The following is a 21,850-nucleotide window of genomic DNA, read 5'->3' on the forward strand; positions in this document are numbered from 1 at the left end:
GAGGAAAACGAATGGCCACTCCGATTACGACAATCAAAAAAGAAACAAAAACTGCCGAGCAGATTAAGCTTGAAAAAATAGAAGAACTGAAAGAGCTGCTGGCGGAAAATGAGGATGCCGTCTCTAAAACGATGACGATCATGAATGAACTTAATGATCTTGGAATTTTTGACGCGGCAACAAGTATGCTGAGAGCGAAGGAAGACATCGCTAAAATTGCACTCGGCCAGGTTTCGCGTGAGCCCGTCACCAACCTCATCAACACAATGATGGCCGCTGGAGGCGCATTGACAAAAGCAGATCCTGAGTTTACAGGAAAGCTTTTAGAAAGCGTGATGGCTGGAACTGAACAGGCGCAAAGCTTTTTAAAAGAAGACAAGAAAGTCGGGATTTTCGACCTTTTAAAAGCAATGAATGATCCTGATATCAACAGGGCCGTCGGCTTCGGCCTTCAGTTTTTAAAAGGCATGGGAAAAGAACTGCAAGAGAAATAACAAGAAACAGCCATCGTTGATGATTGTGTAACGATTCAAATCGTTCATTATGTTGGTTTTAAAGGTGTTTTTTTAATTTTCTTGTTTTTATGTTTCCCCTCCTGTTTTGGCGTACTTTATTGGTGAGCATTTAAAAATCCTTCTTCCGTTCAAAGATGAACGTTAGAAGGATTTTTTTATTTCTGTCCCAGCCATCTTTATCCATTCAAGGTTACTTCCCGCATCAAAAGTTGAAAAGGTCAGAACACTTGTTAACACTGCTATAGCCAATATCATTAAAAAGGCCTTCATTGTAATGAAGGTTTAATAAAAAGATTCCATAGATTATTTTTCTTTTAAACGTTTTTCTAAAAGAAAGTGATTGGCTTCACAAAAAACATGATCTGCTAATCAAGGATTTATAACATTTTTAATCAGTTTATTTATCGTTCATTTGTTTTACAATGTATTCAGCATCATTTCCTACACCTTGAAGGAGCGCTGAACCTCGCCTATGCTGCCAAGGCAAACCTATAAAGTACAATCCCTCTACAGGTGAAACACCTCTATGATGTGTGATTCGGCCTTCTTCATCCAAAACACCTTTTATATTTATCCAATTAAGGGGATTCCTAAAACCAGTAGCCCAAATAATATTGTTTACTTCTAATGCAGATGAATCTTTAAAAAAGATTTCATTTTGCTTACCAGCTACGACTCTTGTTTTTAACATAATCTCCCTCTGTTTTATTGCGTGTTTTAGTTCATACCCAAATATTGGATCAGCTTTCTTTTGAATGAATTTGCCTACTATCGATGTATGACTTGCATGTAAAACTCCTAACTTATCAAACCACCAAAAGATGCTTCTTTTTCCGATCAATAAAGGCAAATAAACAAGTTTATTACTACAGGCTAAATATGTAACTCTTTCTTTGGATAATTCAACAGCTATCTGCGCACCACTATTCCCCCCACCAACTACTAGTACATTTCCATGTACCAATTGTTTTGAATTCTTATATTGTGACGAGTGTAGTTGATGAATATTATCAGCTAAATCTTTTGATATTGATGGAATATTAGGGGTATGAAAAGGACCTGTAGCAATGATAAGATTCTTTGATTGATATTCTCCCTGATTTGTTTTTATTAAGAAATAATTCTTTGATTTTAGAACACTTATTACATCTGTCTGTAATTGGATTGGAATATCAAATCTTTCAACATATTTCTTTAGATAAGCTACAATTTCATCTTTTGAAGGAAATCCGTTTTTTTCTCCTTCAAGATGCATCCCAGGCAAAGAGCTATACATTCGAGAAGTAAATAAAACCAATGAGTCATACCGTTCTTTCCAGCTCTCCCCAACCCCCTGACTTTTATCCAAAATGATAAACTTTTGGTCGGTCTGCTTAAGATAATATCCTATTGAGATTCCTGCTTGACCAGCTCCAATTACTATCGTGTCATACATATTAAGCCTCCCACTAATTTTATTCATACGAGAGATAGACTAAAACTGAACCTCATCAGATAAAAATTTTAATGATGATGGTGGTTATGCCGCTTTTCAATTTTGGCCTGACAAAGGATCGCATTGTCGTGATTATGAGCTGCTGTTTCCATTTGAATGGTTACATGCGTAATGCCTTTATGCTCAAGATCATGTTCAATTTTGCGCAAAATACTTTCACTTTCTGAAATGGTCAGTTGATCGTCAACAACAGCGTGGCAAGAAAGAGCGTTTAATCCACTTGTAATAGACCAAATGTGTAAATCATGAATGCTTTGAATTCCTTCTGTCTCTTCAATTGTATGAATGATGTCAGTGACATCGATATGTTCTGGAGTTCCTTCCATTAATACGTGAATGGAATCTTTAGTCACATGGTAACCGCTTCTAAGAACAAGAATAGCCACAATGACACTAGCTAATGGATCTGCCCAGCCCCACCCAAAGAAGATGATAAGTATGGCAGCTAGAATGGCACCTGCAGAGCCGAGCATATCACTTATCACATGTAAAAAAGCTCCTCTTATGTTCAGATTATTCTCTGTATCTCCGCCTCTCAACATAATCCATGCGACTAATATATTCACGACTAACCCGATAATACTAATCGTAAGCATGCCAGTCGTTGCTACTTCTGATGGATGAGAGAAACGTTCAATTGCTTCATAAATGATATAAACGGAAATAAAAATTAATGCAACACCGTTTATCACGGCGGCAAGAATCTCAAATCGTCTATAACCGAATGTCTTATTGTGACTTGCCTTTTTTTCAGCTAATGTAAAAGCAATCAGGGCAACCATTAATGAGATTGAATCACTTAGCATATGGCCTGCATCTGATAATAGCGCCAGACTATTTGTTAAAAATCCACCTATAGCTTCTATAATCATATAACCTGTAATGATGATAAAAGAGATCAATAAAACCTTTTTATTGGATCCTTCAGTATGATTGTGCCCCATAAAAATCTCCTCCTTACCTAAAGCTTCTTGATACATATGCATTTATTATTTCTTATCTGTTAATAAGCATTCTAACATGATACATAACTATATATATGATCATGTATTCATATACTAATGTAAGGCATTTATATTCAAATGTCAAAATAATTTTAATATAAAATTTCCAATAATCCTCTGATCATTCCTTTATGTGCGAATATTTAGCATCACTTGACGCTATCCATAGCAATCCTTTTATTAACAGAAAAAAGAGGAGCAAACACACGGTTTACTCCTCTAACTTCATTTCTTTATCTTTTGCTTCTTCATTGTCTGTTGTTTTTTGATAAGCCAAGACGATCAGTTTCGCCGTGGTATACCATACCACCATCTATTGATGATAGTTTTTTTTTATTCGTCAGCTTCTTCCAAACGCTTCTTGTAAATTAATGAACGATCAGCGCAAAAGAAAGCACCGGCTAAAAATACGCAATCCGCTAAAAACATCGTCGATTTCTGTCCTAACGTTAAGCCTTGGTCGGGAAGAACTGCGCCTATATATAAAAAAGTGCTGACTGCAAGCAATGTAAAAGCGAAATGCTTGTAGTCTTCTTTTAAAGATTTCATTCTATTTTTATTCAAAAGAATCACCTGCCAGATTCATAGTATACGACTATTATAATATAATCCGGCAGCTTACAGAGAAAGTAATTCTATCCATTTGTTATATATTTTCAAGCGCTTGCTCAATATCTTTCAGCAAATCCTCCGCGTCTTCAATTCCTATAGAAATTCTGATCAGCCCGTCCGTAATGCCGAGTTCAAGCCGGCGGTCTCTCGGAATAGAGGCATGCGTCATTCTCGCCGGAACAGAAATTAAGCTTTCTACCGCGCCTAGGCTTTCAGCAATGGTAAACAGTTTCAGGCTTCCTAAAAACGCATCAACTCGCTCTTCACTGCCGATATCAAAGGAGATCATGCCGCCGAACCCAGACCCTTGCGTTTTTGCAAGCTCATGCCCGGGATGACGTGAAGAACCAGGATAATATAACGTTTGGACACCAGGGTGATTCTCAAGAAAACTTGCGATTTTCCGCGCATTTTGATCGATCGCTTCCATTCTGAGTCCCAATGTTTTGATTCCTCTCATTAACAGCCAGGAATCTTGAGGGCCAAGCACACCGCCTGTGGAGTTTTGCACAAAATGAAGCTCTTCTCCAAGCTCTTTCGAAGCTGTCACAACTAAACCGCCGACAACGTCACTGTGCCCGCCAAGATATTTTGTCGCACTGTGAAGCACGATGTCAGCCCCTAAAGCAAGCGGCTGCTGAAAATAAGGAGTGTTAAAGGTATTGTCTACAATAAGCAGAATATCCTCTTTTTTTGCGATGTCAGCCATGAGCGCCAAGTCGGTGATTTTGAGCAGCGGGTTTGTCGGTGTTTCAATATAAATAGCTTTTGTGTTAGGGAGAATCGCTTTTTCAACTTCTTCTCTGCTGCTAGTATCGACAAATGTTGATTCAATGCCAAGACGATTAAGCACCTTTGTCATCACACGGTATGTTCCGCCATACACATCATCGGTCAACACGACATGATCTCCGCTGTTAAACAGCATCATAACCGCTGTAATGGCAGCCATTCCTGAACTGAACGCATAGCCTGCTTCCCCGCCTTCCAGCTCTGTCACAAGCGCTTCGAGAGCGGCCCTTGTCGGATTGGCCGTTCTTGAATACTCATAGCCGGTATGCTGCCCTGCTTTTGGCTGCTTGTACGTACTCACTTGATAAATAGGCACGGACACTGCGCCTGTTTTCTCATCACCTGTGATTCCGCCGTGAATCATCAAAGTTTTTTTCTTCATATTAGATGCCTCCTTCGTAAATTTGTTTGCTGATATATCGATCACTGCTGTCAGGAAATACCATGACAATGTTTGTTCCTGCGGATGCTTTTTTCGCTTCCTCCAATGATGCATAAAGCGCTGCACCTGAAGAGCTTCCGATCAGCAGGCCTTCTTTTTCTGCCGCTTCTTTCACAAGTCTAAACGCATTCTCATCTGTTACGGTGTAGATCTCATCAAAATGGCTCTTATTCATATAATCAGGGATAAACTCCATGCCGATGCCTTCTGTTTTATGAGCGTGAGGCTCTCCTCCGTTTAAAATGGAGCCCTCCGGTTCGACAATCACCGTTTTAACTGCTGGGTTTTTTTCTTTTAAGAAGGAAGCTGTTCCTGCGAATGTACCCCCTGACCCTGCCCCTGCGACAAACGTATGAATATTGCCGTCTAGCGCTTCCCAAATTTCAGGTCCAAGCGTTTTATAGTAAGTTGATGGATTTACTCGGTTTTTAAATTGCAAAACGCAATAAGAATTTTCAATTTCAGTCTCCAGCTGAATGGCTTTTTGAATGGCTCCCTGCATTCCGTCTTGACGCGGTGTATGGATGATCGATGCTCCAAGCGCTTGCATAATTTGCTGTTTCTCTGTGCTGAAATGTTCAGGTACACAGAAAATCGCTTGTAACCCATATTTTCTGGCACTCAGCGCAAGGCCAATTCCTGTATTTCCTGCCGTAGCTTCTATAATCACTCCGCCGGGCTTTACTTTGCCTGATTCCAAAGCGTCACGGATCAGCATATCTCCCAGTCTGTCTTTGATGCTTCCGCCTGGATTCATCATTTCAAGCTTGGCGTACACTGCGACCCCTTCTGGAACATCAAAGTTCTTCAGGCGGAGAAGCGGCGTATTCCCAATCAGCTCGGTAATGTCCGTAATAACAGTCATATATGTCCTCCTCCTTGATAGAGGTTGTTTTTAGGGAAAACGGAGGAGAACTCTCCCCCGTTTAATGAATTCGTTTGATCACTTTTAACACAAGCTCTGTTGAATTGACAGCGGCCTGCTCTAAAAATTTGTCAAATGATACATGTGATTCTTTTCCTGCGATGTCAGATAACGCTCTGATGACGACAAACGGCGTTTTAAATTGATGACACACCTGAGCCACTGCCGCAGCCTCCATTTCAACCGCGTACAGATCAGAAAATCTCGCACGCACTTCTTCAACCCGCTTCGGATCGTTCATAAAAGAATCACCTGTTGCAATCGTTCCTTTTGCAACCTGAATACCGTCGAGTTCAGAAATCGCTTCTTCAGTGATGCTGATCAGCTTTTCGTCTGCCGCATAAGCAGCCGGAAGACCCGGAACCTGGCCGTATTCATAGTCAAAGGCCGTTACATCTACATCATGATGGCGAACGTCAGTTGAAATGACGACATCTCCTACATTCAGTGTATGATGAAATCCGCCCGCTGAGCCTGTGTTAATCACATAATCAGGCTTATATCGGTCAAGCAAAAGCGTTGTGCTGATGGCAGCATTTACTTTTCCAATTCCAGATTTTAAAAGAATCACTTCGGTTCCTTCATATTCACCTGTTGTAAATTCACAGTGTGCGATTGTTTCTGTTTTTGCATTTTCAAGTTTGCTTCTTAGGATGGTAACTTCCTCTTCCATTGCTCCGATGACTGCTAGTTTCATCTATTCACATTCCCTTCACTTTACCGTTTGATCGCCTCCATTATCCACACGAAGTCGTTTTGCTGAGTGAATTGAACTGCAAAACCTTCAGCTGTAAACATCTCTTTCAGCGCATCCAATGTGGGATAATGCTCTGTCTCTAAATCATTTGCAAGCTGGTAGAAGCCTTGAGAACGGGCTTTATCAATAGCCTGTTGATACGCTTGCTCATCTTCAAAGACGGTATCGGCAAACACTATTTTATCATGCAAGTGAAGGTATTTGCCATATTGCTTTATTGCAGCCCGCTTTTCTTCGTCGGTCAAATGATGAAAAGCATATGAACTGACAATTGTGTCAGCATGAAATGGCGGCTCGGGAAATGTCAGGAAGTCTCCGTCAACGAATTCCGCCCTGCCTGAAAGCTTGCCAGAAGCCAATTTTCGCATGGCGGGAGATGGTTCGATACCAAATACAGATTTGTCCGCATCAAGCAGCTTGGCTGTCAAATTCCCCGTCCCCGGGCCAAATTCTAATACATGCGTTCCAGACCTGCTGACGATGGCATCAAGGATATCATCGTAGCCTCTGAATGCTTCTTTATACTGAATATCAAAACCTTGTACTGTTTGATCATAAGTTGCTGCCCAATCTTCAAAAAGAGGGATAAATTCACGTCCCATATTTGTCACACTCCATATTTTATAATTCCTATAAGTATACTATGAATTAATGATGGAACAGTTCCTATCATACCACATCTTCCGGAAAGCAGGTACTAAAACACTTTGTGTATTTTATGCCATCTATATTGCGCGTCTGCCGCAAAAAAGCTTATACTTCATATGACTTGTGAAAGCTGGAGGGTCGAGACATGAATTTTCAATTAGATCTCATAAAAGACAAAGTGGAATTTTTCGAAGCGGGTTCATTGCAGGAGCTTGAAAAGAAAATCAATACACAAATTGAAAACAATAAAGCTATCATGCTCCGGGTGAAATCTGTTTCACATCAAACTGCTGTGGCAGACGGAAGAATATTGTACAGCGCAGTGGTTCATTTCGCAGCTGAAGCCTAAAACAAAAGCAGCCGGTTCTCATCCGGCTGCTTTTGTTTATTTTAGTTTTTCTACTTTTGTCGGCTTCCAGCCTTTTTCATCAACCCATGTAATCGTGACTTGATATTTATCTCCGGTCGTCTTGTCTAAAATCTTGCCTTTGGCATCCTGAGGGCTGCCGTTATTTCCGAGCCAGAGCACCGTCATGTTCTCTTTTGAAACACCGGTTGCATATGACATGGCTTTCAGCATCTCAGCCCAGTCTTGTGAGCTTGAATCATAAGTGGCGGCATGCTCGCCCGTCTGCTCAGTTCCGACTGCTTTCCAATCAGAATTTTCATACGTTTTTTCTACGTCGCTTGATGAGCCGCCTTCTGTAACTTTTGCGTCTTTAAGCGGGTCATCTGAATCTGAGCCTGAGTCTGAATCAGAATCATCACTTTTAGAAGAATCATCTTTTTTGGCGTCTGAGTCTGAAGACTTCTCAGAATCCTTTTCGCTGTCAGATGTATCTTTCTTGCTGTCTTTTATATCCTCATCCGATTTCTTTTCCGTCTTTCCTGAAGCCGGAGATTCCTGTTTTTGCGCCGTTTCAGAATCCTTGCTGACATCTTTGCTAGAAGGACTGTTAATGAAAAGATTAGCTGCTACTACGACAATTAGTATGGATACGATTGCGATTAAAATGTTAAGCACTAAATTAGCTTTCCTGCGCTTATCACGGTTTTCATAACGAGATTGATTATTGCTCAATAATTCTGCACTCCTTTATCCCTCTTGGCTCAGCATATATTTTACCATGTGCTGAGAAGTTGTTCTATTTCTGATTGATTTCAATTTCGTGTACTTTTTTAACAATATCATAAAACACCGAATTTGTCAGAGCCTTATCCCCCGGTGTATCCATGTGTAAAACGACAAGAGCGTATTTCGGCTTATCCGCGGGAAAATATCCGGCAAACCATTTTTCATAGAGCGTTTCTTTCTCTTTTGAAAACTTTCCTGTCTGGGCTGTGCCCGACTTCCCTGCTACAGTATACGGAAGATCCTGAAACCTTCTGCCCGTTCCAGAAGGAGATTCCACCACTCGCCGCAGCATTTTTTGGAGCTGCTGTGCCGTATATTTGTCTATCGTTTCTCCTTTAAGCTTCTGGTCTTTAAACGTAACGAGCGTAGTGCCGTTTTTATATTCAATTTGTTCTGCGATTTTCACCTGCCGCTTTTCTCCGCCGCGGGCGATTGTCGCCATCATATTGGCCACCTCGAGCGGCGTTACCTTTACATTTTTCTGCCCGATCGCTGTTTGCGCAATGGCTTTTTTGACTGATTTGTCTTTTTCATCCCCCCAAATCACGCCGCTTTTTTCGTTATACAACTGGCGGAAATCCGTTTCGTGATACAATTTTCCTTCCCAGCCTGCCCGATCTGTGAGTGCCAGCTTTTCTGACATATTTTCAATAACCGAGCCGTCTTTTTTCATTAATTGTTCTGCAAGACTCGTAAATGTGTAATTGCAGCTTTGGGCAAAACTTTCATCAAAGGATAAAGTTCCTTTGTCGTCACCCGGTTCGCCGTACAGGTTTAAATTGCAATTGAAGGTTTGGCTCGGCTTTACCGTATCATTTTCGATAGCAGCTGCGGCAATGACTGTTTTAAAAACAGAACCGGGATAGATTGGCGTCAGCATATAATTTTGAAGCGTGTTTTGCCGTGAGATATCGGTATCAGGTTTGCTCACAATTCCCAAAACACTGCTATTTTCGATATCCAGCAGCACGGCTCCTCCTTTTTTCAGCCCCTGTTCATCCAATACCTCCTCCATCGCTTTTTGCATGCTTTGGTCGATCGTTGTTTTGACCTGGAGCGGATAAAATGTATTGGCTTCAGCTGTATATTTGACGTCCATGCCAAACAAAGGGTTTCCTTTTCCGTCCACATGATATAAAAGCTTTGTGTCCTGTTCCGGAAGCAAAAATTCATCGAAGGTCCGTTCTAAACCGGTTGTTCCGATTTCTGTTGTAATCGGAAGGTTCTCCTGATCAGGATATTTCTTGCGGAGAAGCGCCGGGTCTTGATTCGTGCTCCCGATCGTATGTGAAGCAAGGCTGGGCTTGTCTTCATTCTCCATATATACGCCGTAAATGCCGGGATATTTCAAAGAATTGATTTTTGTGATGGATTGTTTCGAAAGTGTTTTGATTTTCTTTTGCTGCAAAATGACTGGTTTTTTTGCCTTTGCGAGTGTCTGGTGCAGTTCATCTTCAGACATGCCGACGATGTCCGCAACCTTTTTGATCGGCCAATCCTGTGTCAGCAGAAAAGGGAACAAAACAACCGCAGGCTCACTTTTGCCTGTCAGCGCCTGCCCATTTCGATCTAAAAAGGAGCCTCTTCCGTCAGAAATGAGCACCTCCTCTGTCCGCTGTTTCACACTTTCCTGGATCAGATTGATTTTCTTTTTAGAAAATGATTCTGTGAAAAACAGCTGGATTTCCGCCAGCCGCAAAAGAAGCAGAAAAAACACGATCAAAAAAGCAATGACTGCCAGCTTCATTCGTTTCGATATCTTCATAAAAAAACACCTCCCCCACATTGTGGACGAGGTGTTTCTTTGCTAAACGGATATTATGAAATTTTCACAATTTTCACGAGCATTTCTCCGCCTGGTGTTTGAACAGTAACTTCATCATCTACTTTTTTGCCCAGCAGGCTTTTGGCGATTGGAGAGTCGTTTGAGATTTTTCCTTCAAACGGATCAGCTTCAGCGCTTCCAACAATTGTATAGGATTCTTCATCACCGTCAGGCAGTTCGACGAAAGTGACCGTTTTACCTAACCCGACAACGTTAGAGCCGCCGTCATCTTCAATGATTTTCGCATTGCGGATCATATTTTCAAGAGTCGTCACACGGCCCTCTACGAATGCCTGCTCTTCTTTTGCTGAATCGTATTCAGAGTTCTCGGAAAGGTCTCCGAAACTTCTCGCAATTTTGATGCGCTCTACTACTTCTTTTCGTTTAACCGTTTTCAAATATTCTAATTCTTGTTCAAGTTTTTGTTTTCCTTCTGCAGTCATAGGAAAAACTTTCTCTTGTGCCATGTCCCTTCACTCCTTCTGGTTGTCCCTCAACATCTTCGATTATGTATGAGAGCATAAACTAAAAAATACAAGAATGAGAACACAGGGCAGTCCTCGTTCTTCTCTCCCATATAGGTACTGTTTATCTTAAACTGAATCTTGTCGTTCTGCAAATATTTCGCGTTTATAAACAGGGAAAGAAGGGAATTCACACATTCCCTTCCTGCCTATACATAATATGGTCAGAGTTATTTATGTCTATGCTATGGTATTACAAAATCGCGTTTTGTTCAAGAATGGTTTGGATTTTTGTGACCATTAGATCAATTGCGACGTGATTCTGTCCGCCTTCCGGGATAATAATATCAGCGTATCGTTTCGTCGGCTCGACAAATTGGTTATGCATCGGGCGGACAACTGACACATATTGTTCAATAACAGAATCAATAGAGCGGCCGCGCTCATTAATATCTCTCATAATCCGTCTGATGATGCGCAAGTCAGCGTCTGTATCAACGTAAAGCTTGATATCCATCAGATCACGGAGCCTTTTGTCTTCAAGGACAAGAATGCCTTCAAGGATAATAACATCCTTTGGCTCTACGTGAACCGTTTCTTCTGAACGTGTGTGAAGCTTATAATCGTAAATCGGCTTTTCGATCGGGCGGTAATTCAACAGATCCTGAATATGCTCGATTAAATAGTCATTATCAAACGCAAGCGGATGATCATAGTTTGTGTTCAGCCTTTCTTCAAATGGAAGATGGCTTTGGTCTTTATAATAAAGGTCTTGCTGGATCATTAAAATCGAATGTCCTTTAAATTGTTCATAAATGGACCGTGTGACACTCGTTTTTCCTGAACCGGAACCTCCTGCGATTCCAATGACTACTGGACTCTTACCCATGGGTTGTTACTTCCCCTTTCTCATCATGTTGCTCGGATAAATCTTTTTGTCTAGTTTGAATTTGACAATTTGCAGGGGATGGCGGGCAGCATCTAGCTCATTTCCGTCTTCGTCCCAAATGGTTTCAATCGTGTGTGTAAAGTTTTCGATTTCAGGACCGAAAAATTCCACTTCGTCGCCTTTTTTGAAGAAATTGCGCTGCTGAAGCGTGACCATTTGTGTGTCTTCATCATAATTCAGCACTAAGCCGACAAAATCAAACGTCGTTTTTTTGGCGTGCTCGCCGAACATTTGCTCTTCATAGCCTGGCGTTCCTTCAAAGAAAGCTGTCGCAGTGTCTCGGTTGGCGCACTTATCAAGCTCTTCAAGCCATTCTTTTTGAATCACAAAGTGATCCGGATCAGCGCAATAAGCGTCGATTACTTTACGGTATACGCTGACAACCGTTGCTACATAGTGAATTGATTTCATGCGTCCTTCAATTTTTAAACTGTCGATTCCCATTTCGATCATTTTCGGAATGGATTCAATCAGCTTCAAATCTTTCGGGCTCATCGCAAATGGCGCATCTTCTTCACCATACAAAGCAACGGCGTTGGCACCATCTGTTTGATAGAGATCATAATCCCAGCGGCATGACTGGCAGCAGCCTCCGCGGTTGGAATCCCGCGCTGTCATGTGATTGCTCAGCACGCAGCGGCCTGAATACGCGATACACATCGCACCGTGAATAAACGATTCGATTTCGATATCTACCTTTTCTTTCATTTCTCTGATTTCAAGAGCGCTTGTTTCACGTGCCAGCACGACGCGGTCAAGACCTTCTTCCTTCCAGAACTGGACAGCCTTCCAGTTTGAAAGAGACTGCTGCGTGCTCAAGTGAACCTCAACATTCGGCGCCACTCTGCGGCATGTTTCGATAATAAGCGGATCTGCCACAATGATGCCGGCAACGTTGGCGTCTCCAAGCGCTTTTAAATAATCTTCAAGCCCGTCCATGTTTTCATTATGGGCAAAAATATTCGTCGTCACGTAGATCTTGGCGCCATATTGTTTTGCGAATTCAACGCCTTCTGCAATTTCTTCGATCGTAAAGTTATCGGCATTCGAGCGCAGCCCGTATTCCTGTCCTCCGATAAAGACCGCGTCCGCTCCGTAATGAACAGCAATTTTGAGCTTTTCAAGATTACCCGCAGGCGCGAGAAGCTCCGGCTTTTTCGTAATCACACGCTTACCATTGACGATTGTGGATATCTTATCATTTACGGCAGTCATAGCTTAACCTCCTTTTGATTAATAAACCGTTTCTTTGAAGAAGAATCCGGTATCAATTTTTCTGTTAACTGGCTGGATGCTTTCAATGCGTTCGATCCAGTCTTCTTTTTTCGCTTCGTACTCGTCACGGTTTTCCACACAAAGATCAATTGCTTCTCTGTACATTTTGGTGACTTCCATTAGGTATTCAGACGATTTCAGGACACCGTCAATTTTGAAAGAATCAACGCCGGCATCTATTAATTCTTCGAGCTCATCAATGATGCACACATCGTTCGGGCTCATGATGTGCGTGCCGTTTTCGTCTTCGAAAATCGGATATTTATTATCACGTTCTTTATCATGCAGGAACATGCCTGATTCTTTTTTCTTTCCTTCAATATCCATGACTTTGCCCTGATATTCAAAGTAGTTTCCAATCAAAGAACGCTTCGATTGGAACATGCACGTCATTCCATGCACCTGGATTTCAATTTCGACTTCAGCGTTTTCTTTTGTCTCAACAATGCTGTCCATGTTTAACTCTCTGGCAAGCACAGAACGCGCCGCGCCTTTGCGACCCCAGTAGTTGCATGTATAGTAGTTGGTGCCTGTCGTTTCTGTGCTCCAATGAAGCTTCAGGCCAGGCGCAGATTCACGGGCAGCCATAAGCACAGCAGGATCGCCGAATACCGCCGCATCAACACCGGTTTTCGCTAAGAAAGCCAGATATTCGCCAAGCTCGCCTACTTTATCGTTATGGAAAATCGCATTAACAGCAACGTATACTTTTGCCCCTTCTTTGTGAGCAATCTCTACGGCTTTTGTTATATCTTCACGAGAAAATTCCCCGGCTAATCTCAAGCCGTATCTCTGTTCCCCAACTAAAAACGCAGTTGCTCCCGCTTGTATCAGCGGCAAAATGTCCGCCACACTCGTCGGCGTCACTAAGAGCTCTGGTTTTTTCATGACGTTCACCTCTTCTTTTTACTAATCGCAAGTCCGTCCCCGACAGGAATAATCGCAGTTTGATAATCCGGATGATTCATCAGCCAATGATTATATTCATCAATTTTTGTTACAAGCCTGCGTCTTCTTTTCGGTTCTATTTTGCTGTAATCCTCTGCCACCAGACCTTTAAATAGTACGTTGTCCGTTAAAATCACCCCGTCCGGTGAAAGCATCGGTTCATATAAATGAAAAAAGTTTTGATACTGACCTTTTGCAGCGTCAATAAAAATGACATCGTAAGGCGCGGTTACATGTACGGCGTCGGCTAATTCAAGCGCGTCTCCGTAAAAAACATGAATCCGATCATCAAGCTGAAATTCCTTGATATTGTTTACCGCTTCTTCATGCCGTTTCTCATTGCGTTCAATTGTATATATTTCAGCAGATGGCAGCTGCAGCGCCATTCGAATGGCGGAATAACCAATGGCCGTTCCGATTTCCAGTATTTTTTTCGGCTGTTTCACAGCCAAAATTTGAAGCAGCACTTCCATGCCCGCTTTTTCCATGATCGGGACATGATGTTCTTCTGCATATGCTTCAAGCTTCTTCACGTTTTCCGGCCGAGGCTTCAATAATGCTTCTATATAGTCATTTATTTGTTCATACCGGTCAGTCACAACAAACAGCCTCCCGTTCTAAAAAGGAGTGCCCCAGTCTTTTACACAGGACACTCTCTGTATACATCATGATACATCGGTAAACAACCCGATATATTTTATCATAAAACCTTGCGGAAAGCGAATAAAAGGAGAGCTTTTTGCTCTCCTTTTATTTCTCGCTTTTTGAGGAAATATATTTTTCTTTTGCTTTATTATGCTCTTTTAGCGTTTTTGTAAATACGACCTCACCATTTGATTTGGCCAAGAAGTACAGATAGTCCGTTTGATCCGGATGCAGCGCCGCTTCCCATGAGGACATGCCGGCATTCGCAATCGGCCCTGGCGTCAGTCCCGTGTTTTTATACGTATTGTACGGTGAATCGAGTTCCAGATCCTTATAGAGAACGCGATCTTTATGTTTGCCTGCCGCGTACAGCACGGTTGGATCTGTTTGAAGCGGCATTTTCTTCTTCAGACGGTTATAAAAGACGCTGGCAATTTTATGGCGGTCGGCTTTTTCAGTCGCTTCTTCTTCAATCAAAGAGGCCATCGTCAGCAGCTTATGCACAGAAAGTTTCTTTTTCTTCATTTCTGATTTGTATGTTTCCACATAAGAATTTGTCTGTTCGATCATTGCCTTGATCATGTCTTCAAGTGACATGTCCGGATCGTTAAAAGGGTATGTAGCCGGGAATAGGTACCCTTCCAGCGGATGCTTAATGTTTTTATTGAAAACATCATTTGTCACAGTGTCCGGGAATTCTTTCTTCAGCTGATTGATAAATGTTTCATCGTCAAGCTTCGCTAAAACTTGTTTTTTAGAGTATTTCGTTTCATCAGCAATAGCGGCCGCGATTTGTGTCAGCTGTGCTCCCTCAGTCACCGTAATTTGAAAGGCGTAGCTTGTAGCCCCGCTTGTCAGCTTATGAATAATGGCATCTAAATCCATCCCTTTATTCAGATGGTAGAATCCCGCCTGAAACCCGGAGGCACCTTTATATTTCACATAATACTGAAATGCCTTCTCGCTTTTTATGACATCGTTTTTCTTTAATATCGATGCGATGGCCGAAACAGACGAGCCGCTCGGAATGTTAATGTTTACTGTCTTTTTATTGTCTTTTTCTACAGGTTCAAGCAATGATTTCCCATATAAAAATGCCCCGCCAATGATGAGAAGCAGCACAATAATGGAAGACAGTACGATTGTTTTTTTATTAAAAAATGATTTTTTTTGCTGATTGATATACATTAGGTCTCCTCCCATCAGCTCTTATACTACATGATTCATTGTATTTCGGCAATTTATTACAAAAAAAGGGTGAAAGGGGCCTTCATACAGCAGAAAAAAAGCCGGAGCAATATGGCTCCGGCTTTGGTGCGGTTGTTTTATTCTTCGTCCTCGTCCGCTAAGAACGTGTTTAGTGTTTCTTCGATCATGTCCCATTCCTCGTCAGTTTCGATCGGGAATAGCTCACCGTTTTCACCGTCTTCGTTTGGCGTGAAGCTGGAAGCAAGAATTTCTACTTCTTCGTCATCTTTTGTTTCGATTGGGTAGTACAACACATAAGACTTGCCAAACTCTTCGTTTTCAAATGTAAACAGCACTTCACAAAGCTGTTCATTTCCTTGTTCATCAACAATTGTAATATTTTTTTCGCCGTGTTCCATTTTCTTCACCTCTGGCTTTAATTTAAGCTGTCAAGATATCCTTGCAAAATCATAACAGCCGCCATTTTATCAATGACTTTTTTTCGTTTTTGCCTGCTGACATCAGCTGCAATCAGCATTTTTTCAGCCGCCATTGTGGTAAGACGCTCGTCCCACAGCACAACAGGAACATTGTACGTTGTTTCAAGCACTTTAGCAAATATTTGGCTGGCTTCGCCTCTTGGGCCGACTGTTCCGTTCATGTTCTTAGGAAAGCCGAGGACGATTTTATCTATAGTATAGTCCTTTATCAGTTCAGATAAACGGGTTAAACCATAATCGCCTTCCGCTTCATTTATCTTTATGGTCTCAATGCCTTGAGCAGTCCATCCCATTTCATCGCTCAGAGCAACACCGAGTGTTTTGGTTCCTAAATCGAGTCCTAATATTCTCATTCTTTATTTACGCCTCTTTATGCTGTTCTAAATAAGACTTCACCAATTCCTCGATTAATTCGTCTCTTTCAAGTTTGCGAATTAAATTGCGAGCGTCACGATGCCTAGGAATATAAGCGGGATCACCTGACAGCAAGTATCCGACAATCTGATTGATTGGATTGTAGCCCTTTTCCTGAAGCGCGTCATACACAGTAATCAGCACCTCATTTACGTTAGTCTCAGCAGAATCATCGGAGAAATTAAATTTCATCGTTTTATCAAACGAGCTCACCGTTTTGCACCTCTTTCCCAAATTCGCAGGCAAAGTTCAGCCTGGGGTCCTAATCTTACCATCATTCTACACTACATGGGCAAATTATAAAACGGATTTCACCCAATCTTCTACAGAAGCCAAAGCTTCATCTAATTTTTCCGGCTGTTTGCCGCCTGCCTGAGCCATGTCCGGACGGCCTCCGCCGCCTCCGCCGCATACTTCCGCAGCTTGTTTAACCAGCTTGCCGGCATGCAGGCCTTTCTCAATGAGATCCTTTGTTACTCCGGCAGAGATATTGACTTTATCGTTTTGAACCGCACCAAGTACGATCACCGCAGAGCCAAGCTTTGCTTTAAGTTCATCCACCATTGTGCGGAGATGGTTCATGTCTTTCGCATTTACTTTTTCCGCAAGCACACTCACACCGTCAATTTCTTTTACTTTTGACAGGATCGCTCCTGCTTCCACGTTGCCGAGTTTCGCAAGAAGAGATTCATTCTCTCTTTGTGCTTCCTTCAGTTCAGCCTGCAGAGCCGCAACTCGTTTCGGCACTTCTTTGATATTTGTTTTCAGCTCGTCAGCAGCCTGCTTCAATACTGAAATCTGGCTGTTCATTTCAACGTAAGCGCCTTGCCCTGTTACAGCTTCAATCCGTCTTGTCCCCGCTCCGATTCCAGATTCAGAAACGATTTTAAACAGGCCGATCTCAGCTGTGTTTCTGACATGGCAGCCGCCGCACAGCTCTAAACTGTAATCCCCGACTTGAACGACCCGGACAATATCGCCGTATTTTTCGCCAAACAGAGCCATAGCGCCCATTTCTTTTGCTTCGGCGATCGGCTTCAAATCAATGCTGACCGGGATGCTCGCCCAAATCTTTTCGTTTACGATTCTTTCAATTTGTTCAAGCTCTTCTTTTGTCACTTGGCCAAAGTGCGAGAAGTCAAAACGAAGACGGTTTTCAGTCACAAGAGATCCTGCCTGATTGACATGTGTTCCAAGAACGTCTTTTAGCGCCTGGTGCAATAAATGCGTTGCCGTGTGGTTTTTAATAACGCCGCTTCTCATATGCTCTTCAACTTCAGCAGTTACATGCAAGCCTTTTTGAACAGTGCCGCTCTCCACAACACCTTCATGGACATGCTGGCCGTTCGGCGCTTTTTGCACATCTTTAATTCTTACCACTGCCTGTTCGCTGCGGAGATAGCCTGTGTCGCCGATTTGGCCGCCGCTTTCTGCATAGAACGGTGTTTCATCAAGAATGATTTGAACCGTTTCCCCCTCATGAGCCTCTTCGATTAATTGGCCGTCCTGAAGAAGCACAATGACTTTGGCATCAGCCTTGGTTTGAGAGTAGCCGACAAATGTGCTTTCATCGGTCACGTCGCGCAATGCGCCGCCCTGCACCTGCATGCTGCCGACATCCTGGCGTGCGTTTCTTGCCCGTTCACGCTGCTGGTTCATTTCTTCTTCAAAGCCTTTATGGTCAACCGTCATGTTCTCGTCTTCCGCGTATTCTTCAGTCAGCTCAACCGGGAATCCATACGTATCGTACAGCTTAAACACGTCAGCACCTGAAATCACGCTGCTGCCCTTGTCTTTTTCTTTTTTAATCATTTCTGACAGGATAGCAAGGCCTTCATTAAGTGTTTCGTGGAAGCGCTCTTCCTCGGTTTTAATCACTTTTGCGATGAAATCCGCTTTTTCTTTCACTTCAGGATAGAAATCAGCCATGATTTCAGCGACAACCGGCACTAAATCGTACATGAACGGATGGTGGATGTTAATCGTTTTGGCATAACGCACGGCCCGACGCAATAAGCGTCTTAATACATAGCCGCGGCCTTCGTTTGACGGAAGCGCTCCGTCACTGACAGCAAAGGCAACCGTTCTAATATGGTCGGCAATCACTTTAAACGCCGTGTCTTTCACATTGTCTTTGCCGTATGTTTCACCAGAAATAGATTCTGTAGCTTTGATAATTGGCACAAACAAATCGGTATCAAAGTTTGTCGGAACATTTTGGATGACAGATACCATTCTCTCAAGTCCCATGCCCGTATCAATGTTTTTCTTCGGAAGCGGCGTGTATGTGCCGTCAGGATTATGGTTGAACTCAGAGAACACAAGGTTCCATACTTCCAGGTAACGGTCGTTTTCTCCGCCTGGGTAAAGCTCCGGATCTTCTGGATCATTACCGTATGCTTCTCCGCGGTCGTAGAAAATCTCCGTATTCGGACCACTCGGGCCCTCGCCGATGTCCCAGAAGTTTCCTTCCAGACGGATAATTCTTTCTTCAGGAACACCGATTTTTTTCGCCCAGAATTCATACGCTTCCTCATCTTCAGGGTGAACCGTAACAGAAAGAAGCTCTTTGTCGAAGCCGATCCACTTGTCACTCGTTAAAAATTCCCAAGCCCATGTAATGGCTTCTTCTTTGAAATAATCTCCAATGGAAAAGTTTCCGAGCATTTCAAAGAATGTATGATGGCGCGCAGTTTTACCTACATTTTCTATATCGTTTGTTCTGATCGCTTTTTGAGCATTTACGATTCTTGGATTTTCCGGAACGACACGGCCGTCAAAATATTTTTTCAGCGTCGCAACACCGCTGTTGATCCAAAGCAATGAAGGATCCTCATGAGGCACTAATGACGCGCTTGGCTCTACCGCGTGTCCTTTTTCTTTAAAGAAATCCAAAAACATTTGACGCACTTCCGCAGAAGTTAAGTGTTTCATTGTATTTCCTCCTCTATAAAAATCGAAATTCTCTTCAGTGACAGCAAAAAAGCCCTCCCCCTATGCAAACCACACGTTTACACAGGGACGAGAGCTGTCTCGCGGTACCACCCTGATTACGGGCATTATCATTCGCCCGTCACCTTTTACCCTGTAACGCAGGATGTGCGGCAGTGATTAACTGCACTCAGGATTAGCTTCCTCCGATCTTCTGATAAAGTTCCTTTCAGCTTACGGAACTTCTCTCTTTAACAGGGCTTCGGCGTACTCAGATCCGTCACTCGAGATTCGTATGTATTCTACGAGAAATTATAGACAAGCTGCACGCCAATGTCAATGCTCCGTCCTCATCCGCAAAAAATGGATCATCATCACTTTTAAAACAGCCGCCGCAGGAACAGCCAGAATCATTCCGACGATTCCCGCAAGCTCTCCCCCGGCAAGGAGTGCAAGCATGATGACGACCGGATGCATTTTAAGGCTTCTGCCGACAATGAGCGGACTGAGGATATTCCCTTCCATAAACTGCAAAACAAACACTGTAATCACGACAACAAGGATCGCTTTTACTGAGATCGTCATGGCAATTAACAGCGCAGGAACAGCTCCTATAAAAGGACCAAAATACGGTATGACATTCGTTATACCAGAAATAAGCCCTAAAATCAGCGGATATGGAAGCCCGAATATCCAGAACGTAATGCCTGCTATCACACCGAGAATCAAGCAGACCAGAAGCTGGCCGCGGATGTAATCGCCAAGGGAATCATCCACATCCCGCAAAAAGGCGCTGCCCCGCTGTCTCCATGACTTCGGAGTCAAGTACCATACCGTCTTTTTCATCAACTCAATATCCTTTACCATATAAAACACGAGAAAAGGGATGGTTGCCGCAATTAAGAAATAATCAAGCACGTTGCGGATACCGCTAATTGCTCCCTCGATCGTCCCCGCGAAAAACGCCTCCGTCTGGCGGATCATTTTATCTATACGGTGATGCATGCCGTCAGGCCAGTCATCTGTATGGTTGTGCACATGAAGAAGGAGTCCGTTATACGTTTCGGCAAACATTGGTATATTTTCAGACAAATCCGTCAGCTGCACAATTAAAACAGGCACCCCTTTATACAGCGCCCAGCCAATTCCGCCAAAGAAAAGCACATAAATCACCAAGATGCTTAAAGTCCTAGGCAATCCTTTGCGGTGCAGCCACTCTGTGACCGGAATCAATAAATAAGAAATAAAAATGGATATGATCAAGGGAATAAAGATCGTTTTTAAAACGAGCCAAAAAGGCGACCATAACATATCAAGCATAAAAAAGACGTAAACTGTCAACAGGACCAGCAAACAAATGGCCACCCACAACAAAAGCTGCACCGGTTTTTGAAGCATCTGCTCTCACCTCTTCTATATCTTTTGAGGAATGGTGCGAATTATTCTCTCTCCACATAACAAAAAGGATACTCTTCGAAGAGTATCCTTTTTCGCATTAAAACATTTTTGTTATTCGTCTTCTCATCCGCTTCATGCTGCGATTATTCAGCATGTCGGATTGAGTCGCCATTCGGTACACGAGAGCTCCGGCTCCCAATGCCAAAAGAGAAGTCATCGTCCGATTCATCCTGCGCATCTCCCTTCATGATTAAAAATTGATGCTGCGTTCATCCTCAGAAAACAAATCATCCAAGCTGCTTAACGTTCCGTCTTCTTCCACCTGATGAGTTGCAATCTTCCCTTTCGCCACTGTCAGCTCAATAAAACAGCCCCAGCAATAATATTGGTTCACGCCGATTTTCCCGATATCCTTACTTTTGCAGTTCGGGCATATAAGCATATCTCACACCTCTATCCGTTCAAAACGATCTCGTCTTTCCGCACCTCGACAAGCGAATCCGCTTTTTGGATCTGGCGCTTGCTTCCCGCCAGGTCAGAAAAGAAACCGTCCGAGAGTTCATATGCTACGATTATGCCCCTGTCCAAACAAAAGTATACATCTTCCAGCATCCCCAATATATCCCCCTCATGCGATTTCACAAGCTTCATTCTCATTTGCTCGTATGTGAAGCACGATTTCGGAAGAGGCAAAAGCTGGTCTGAACTGACCGAGGCCAATATGCGGTCATCAAGAATGCAAGAGATATCACACGCCTGTAATAGGGCATGATGATGATGCAAAAAGCGTTTTTGTGCAAGAATAAACCCAAGGCAATTTCCCTTCAGAGAAAAACAAATATCAGAAATTGTCCCGAGATAACAAGAAGTTCGTTCTGAGTATACTGGGAATCCTTCTACCTCATGGCATGTTCTCAAAGTGTGATCAACCACCTTTTGTTGAACAGGCTTAGGTTTTGCTTTGCGCCTTTGACTCATACGATGAAAA

Annotated in this window: 25 protein-coding genes; 2 read left to right on the forward strand and 23 right to left on the reverse strand. The window is 42.8% G+C overall.

The window, feature by feature from the left end; all coding sequences use genetic code 11:
* The first annotated feature begins 11 nt into the window (after positions 1 to 11).
* Positions 12 to 494, forward strand: a complete 483-nt coding sequence (locus tag EFK13_RS13815) for a helical membrane plugin domain-containing protein (protein WP_129508092.1) — start codon at positions 12 to 14, stop codon at positions 492 to 494.
* 418 nt (positions 495 to 912) lie between these two features.
* On the opposite strand, the gene EFK13_RS13820 is transcribed toward EFK13_RS13815, so the two are convergent.
* The 7 genes from EFK13_RS13820 to EFK13_RS13850 all read right to left on the reverse strand — a co-directional run bounded on the left by EFK13_RS13820 (position 913) and on the right by EFK13_RS13850 (position 7,144).
* Positions 913 to 1,950, reverse strand: coding sequence for a flavin-containing monooxygenase (locus EFK13_RS13820; protein WP_129508091.1), 1,038 nt, complete (start codon positions 1,948 to 1,950; stop codon positions 913 to 915).
* Between the two features lie 68 nt (positions 1,951 to 2,018).
* Positions 2,019 to 2,954 carry a cation diffusion facilitator family transporter gene (locus EFK13_RS13825; protein WP_129508090.1) on the reverse strand — a complete coding sequence of 312 codons (936 nt, stop codon included), beginning with the start codon at positions 2,952 to 2,954 and terminating at the stop codon, positions 2,019 to 2,021.
* A gap of 393 nt (positions 2,955 to 3,347) precedes the next feature.
* Positions 3,348 to 3,578: a YrhC family protein gene (locus tag EFK13_RS13830; protein WP_003237358.1), complete on the reverse strand. Its 231-nt coding sequence runs from the start codon at positions 3,576 to 3,578 to the stop codon at positions 3,348 to 3,350.
* 82 nt (positions 3,579 to 3,660) lie between these two features.
* Positions 3,661 to 4,800, reverse strand: a complete 1,140-nt coding sequence (locus EFK13_RS13835) for a bifunctional cystathionine gamma-lyase/homocysteine desulfhydrase (RefSeq protein ID WP_129508089.1) — start codon at positions 4,798 to 4,800, stop codon at positions 3,661 to 3,663.
* 1 nt (position 4,801) lies between these two features.
* The gene (locus tag EFK13_RS13840) at positions 4,802 to 5,725 is read right to left on the reverse strand and encodes an O-acetylserine dependent cystathionine beta-synthase (RefSeq protein WP_129508088.1); all 924 of its coding nucleotides are present in this window, start codon (positions 5,723 to 5,725) and stop codon (positions 4,802 to 4,804) included.
* 61 nt (positions 5,726 to 5,786) lie between these two features.
* Positions 5,787 to 6,482 (reverse strand): 5'-methylthioadenosine/S-adenosylhomocysteine nucleosidase, encoded by a 696-nt coding sequence (mtnN, locus tag EFK13_RS13845; protein ID WP_129508087.1) that lies wholly within the window; start codon positions 6,480 to 6,482, stop codon positions 5,787 to 5,789.
* A 20-nt stretch (positions 6,483 to 6,502) separates the two neighbouring features.
* Entirely contained in the window at positions 6,503 to 7,144 is a 642-nt protein-coding gene (locus EFK13_RS13850; RefSeq protein ID WP_129508086.1) for a class I SAM-dependent DNA methyltransferase, read from the reverse strand.
* A gap of 191 nt (positions 7,145 to 7,335) precedes the next feature.
* Between EFK13_RS13850 and EFK13_RS13855 the strand changes: the two genes are divergently transcribed.
* Complete coding sequence (locus tag EFK13_RS13855; RefSeq protein WP_064814358.1) at positions 7,336 to 7,539, forward strand: YrzA family protein; 204 nt, start codon at positions 7,336 to 7,338, stop codon at positions 7,537 to 7,539.
* 36 nt (positions 7,540 to 7,575) lie between these two features.
* On the opposite strand, the gene EFK13_RS13860 is transcribed toward EFK13_RS13855, so the two are convergent.
* From EFK13_RS13860 to EFK13_RS13935, 16 genes are all read right to left on the reverse strand, one after another.
* Positions 7,576 to 8,271 carry a YrrS family protein gene (locus EFK13_RS13860; protein ID WP_129508085.1) on the reverse strand — a complete coding sequence of 232 codons (696 nt, stop codon included), beginning with the start codon at positions 8,269 to 8,271 and terminating at the stop codon, positions 7,576 to 7,578.
* Between the two features lie 64 nt (positions 8,272 to 8,335).
* On the reverse strand, positions 8,336 to 10,090 hold the full coding sequence (locus tag EFK13_RS13865) for a peptidoglycan D,D-transpeptidase FtsI family protein (protein WP_129508084.1): 1,755 nt from the start codon (positions 10,088 to 10,090) through the stop codon (positions 8,336 to 8,338).
* Positions 10,091 to 10,143: 53 nt separating this feature from the next.
* Entirely contained in the window at positions 10,144 to 10,617 is a 474-nt protein-coding gene (gene greA, locus EFK13_RS13870) for a transcription elongation factor GreA (RefSeq protein ID WP_003237373.1), read from the reverse strand.
* Between the two features lie 250 nt (positions 10,618 to 10,867).
* Entirely contained in the window at positions 10,868 to 11,503 is a 636-nt protein-coding gene (udk, locus tag EFK13_RS13875; RefSeq protein ID WP_010335100.1) for a uridine kinase, read from the reverse strand.
* Between the two features lie 6 nt (positions 11,504 to 11,509).
* Entirely contained in the window at positions 11,510 to 12,778 is a 1,269-nt protein-coding gene (locus tag EFK13_RS13880; protein ID WP_129508083.1) for a peptidase U32 family protein, read from the reverse strand.
* A gap of 18 nt (positions 12,779 to 12,796) precedes the next feature.
* Complete coding sequence (locus tag EFK13_RS13885; protein WP_129508082.1) at positions 12,797 to 13,726, reverse strand: peptidase U32 family protein; 930 nt, start codon at positions 13,724 to 13,726, stop codon at positions 12,797 to 12,799.
* 5 nt (positions 13,727 to 13,731) lie between these two features.
* The gene (locus tag EFK13_RS13890) at positions 13,732 to 14,385 is read right to left on the reverse strand and encodes an O-methyltransferase (protein ID WP_129508081.1); all 654 of its coding nucleotides are present in this window, start codon (positions 14,383 to 14,385) and stop codon (positions 13,732 to 13,734) included.
* A 151-nt stretch (positions 14,386 to 14,536) separates the two neighbouring features.
* The gene (gene mltG / locus EFK13_RS13895; protein WP_129508080.1) at positions 14,537 to 15,619 is read right to left on the reverse strand and encodes an endolytic transglycosylase MltG; all 1,083 of its coding nucleotides are present in this window, start codon (positions 15,617 to 15,619) and stop codon (positions 14,537 to 14,539) included.
* 137 nt (positions 15,620 to 15,756) lie between these two features.
* On the reverse strand, positions 15,757 to 16,038 hold the full coding sequence (locus EFK13_RS13900; protein ID WP_064814365.1) for a DUF1292 domain-containing protein: 282 nt from the start codon (positions 16,036 to 16,038) through the stop codon (positions 15,757 to 15,759).
* A 17-nt stretch (positions 16,039 to 16,055) separates the two neighbouring features.
* Positions 16,056 to 16,472, reverse strand: a complete 417-nt coding sequence (gene ruvX, locus EFK13_RS13905) for a Holliday junction resolvase RuvX (protein ID WP_064814366.1) — start codon at positions 16,470 to 16,472, stop codon at positions 16,056 to 16,058.
* 7 nt (positions 16,473 to 16,479) lie between these two features.
* Positions 16,480 to 16,746, reverse strand: a complete 267-nt coding sequence (locus tag EFK13_RS13910) for an IreB family regulatory phosphoprotein (protein WP_003225903.1) — start codon at positions 16,744 to 16,746, stop codon at positions 16,480 to 16,482.
* Positions 16,747 to 16,830: 84 nt separating this feature from the next.
* Positions 16,831 to 19,467 carry an alanine--tRNA ligase gene (gene alaS, locus EFK13_RS13915; protein WP_129508079.1) on the reverse strand — a complete coding sequence of 879 codons (2,637 nt, stop codon included), beginning with the start codon at positions 19,465 to 19,467 and terminating at the stop codon, positions 16,831 to 16,833.
* Positions 19,468 to 19,800: 333 nt separating this feature from the next.
* Positions 19,801 to 20,862, reverse strand: coding sequence for an AI-2E family transporter (locus tag EFK13_RS13920; protein WP_129508078.1), 1,062 nt, complete (start codon positions 20,860 to 20,862; stop codon positions 19,801 to 19,803).
* A gap of 97 nt (positions 20,863 to 20,959) precedes the next feature.
* Complete coding sequence (locus EFK13_RS13925) at positions 20,960 to 21,091, reverse strand: YrzQ family protein (protein ID WP_003225895.1); 132 nt, start codon at positions 21,089 to 21,091, stop codon at positions 20,960 to 20,962.
* Positions 21,092 to 21,112: 21 nt separating this feature from the next.
* Positions 21,113 to 21,304, reverse strand: coding sequence for a hypothetical protein (locus tag EFK13_RS13930; protein ID WP_003225893.1), 192 nt, complete (start codon positions 21,302 to 21,304; stop codon positions 21,113 to 21,115).
* A gap of 11 nt (positions 21,305 to 21,315) precedes the next feature.
* The gene (locus EFK13_RS13935; RefSeq protein WP_129508077.1) at positions 21,316 to 21,840 is read right to left on the reverse strand and encodes a PRC-barrel domain-containing protein; all 525 of its coding nucleotides are present in this window, start codon (positions 21,838 to 21,840) and stop codon (positions 21,316 to 21,318) included.
* Between the last annotated feature and the right edge of the window lie 10 nt (positions 21,841 to 21,850).

This window comes from Bacillus cabrialesii (genome assembly GCF_004124315.2).
In the GTDB taxonomy this organism is placed as follows: Bacteria; Bacillota; Bacilli; order Bacillales; family Bacillaceae; genus Bacillus; species Bacillus cabrialesii.

Excerpts from the sequence above, each read along its gene's own strand:
- EFK13_RS13815 (WP_129508092.1), top strand. The coding sequence starts at position 12 with ATGGCCACTCCGATTACGACAATCAAAAAAGAAACAAAAACTGCCGAG.
- EFK13_RS13820 (WP_129508091.1), bottom strand. The coding sequence starts at position 1,950 with ATGTATGACACGATAGTAATTGGAGCTGGTCAAGCAGGAATCTCAATA.
- EFK13_RS13825 (WP_129508090.1), bottom strand. The coding sequence starts at position 2,954 with ATGGGGCACAATCATACTGAAGGATCCAATAAAAAGGTTTTATTGATC.
- EFK13_RS13835 (WP_129508089.1), bottom strand. The coding sequence starts at position 4,800 with ATGAAGAAAAAAACTTTGATGATTCACGGCGGAATCACAGGTGATGAG.
- EFK13_RS13840 (WP_129508088.1), bottom strand. The coding sequence starts at position 5,725 with ATGACTGTTATTACGGACATTACCGAGCTGATTGGGAATACGCCGCTT.
- mtnN (WP_129508087.1), bottom strand. The coding sequence starts at position 6,482 with ATGAAACTAGCAGTCATCGGAGCAATGGAAGAGGAAGTTACCATCCTA.
- EFK13_RS13850 (WP_129508086.1), bottom strand. The coding sequence starts at position 7,144 with ATGGGACGTGAATTTATCCCTCTTTTTGAAGATTGGGCAGCAACTTAT.
- EFK13_RS13855 (WP_064814358.1), top strand. The coding sequence starts at position 7,336 with ATGAATTTTCAATTAGATCTCATAAAAGACAAAGTGGAATTTTTCGAA.
- EFK13_RS13865 (WP_129508084.1), bottom strand. The coding sequence starts at position 10,090 with ATGAAGATATCGAAACGAATGAAGCTGGCAGTCATTGCTTTTTTGATC.
- greA (WP_003237373.1), bottom strand. The coding sequence starts at position 10,617 with ATGGCACAAGAGAAAGTTTTTCCTATGACTGCAGAAGGAAAACAAAAA.
- udk (WP_010335100.1), bottom strand. The coding sequence starts at position 11,503 with ATGGGTAAGAGTCCAGTAGTCATTGGAATCGCAGGAGGTTCCGGTTCA.
- EFK13_RS13880 (WP_129508083.1), bottom strand. The coding sequence starts at position 12,778 with ATGACTGCCGTAAATGATAAGATATCCACAATCGTCAATGGTAAGCGT.
- EFK13_RS13885 (WP_129508082.1), bottom strand. The coding sequence starts at position 13,726 with ATGAAAAAACCAGAGCTCTTAGTGACGCCGACGAGTGTGGCGGACATT.
- mltG (WP_129508080.1), bottom strand. The coding sequence starts at position 15,619 with ATGTATATCAATCAGCAAAAAAAATCATTTTTTAATAAAAAAACAATC.
- EFK13_RS13900 (WP_064814365.1), bottom strand. The coding sequence starts at position 16,038 with ATGGAACACGGCGAAAAAAATATTACAATTGTTGATGAACAAGGAAAT.
- ruvX (WP_064814366.1), bottom strand. The coding sequence starts at position 16,472 with ATGAGAATATTAGGACTCGATTTAGGAACCAAAACACTCGGTGTTGCT.
- alaS (WP_129508079.1), bottom strand. The coding sequence starts at position 19,467 with ATGAAACACTTAACTTCTGCGGAAGTGCGTCAAATGTTTTTGGATTTC.
- EFK13_RS13920 (WP_129508078.1), bottom strand. The coding sequence starts at position 20,862 with ATGCTTCAAAAACCGGTGCAGCTTTTGTTGTGGGTGGCCATTTGTTTG.
- EFK13_RS13925 (WP_003225895.1), bottom strand. The coding sequence starts at position 21,091 with ATGAATCGGACGATGACTTCTCTTTTGGCATTGGGAGCCGGAGCTCTC.
- EFK13_RS13930 (WP_003225893.1), bottom strand. The coding sequence starts at position 21,304 with ATGCTTATATGCCCGAACTGCAAAAGTAAGGATATCGGGAAAATCGGC.
- EFK13_RS13935 (WP_129508077.1), bottom strand. The coding sequence starts at position 21,840 with ATGAGTCAAAGGCGCAAAGCAAAACCTAAGCCTGTTCAACAAAAGGTG.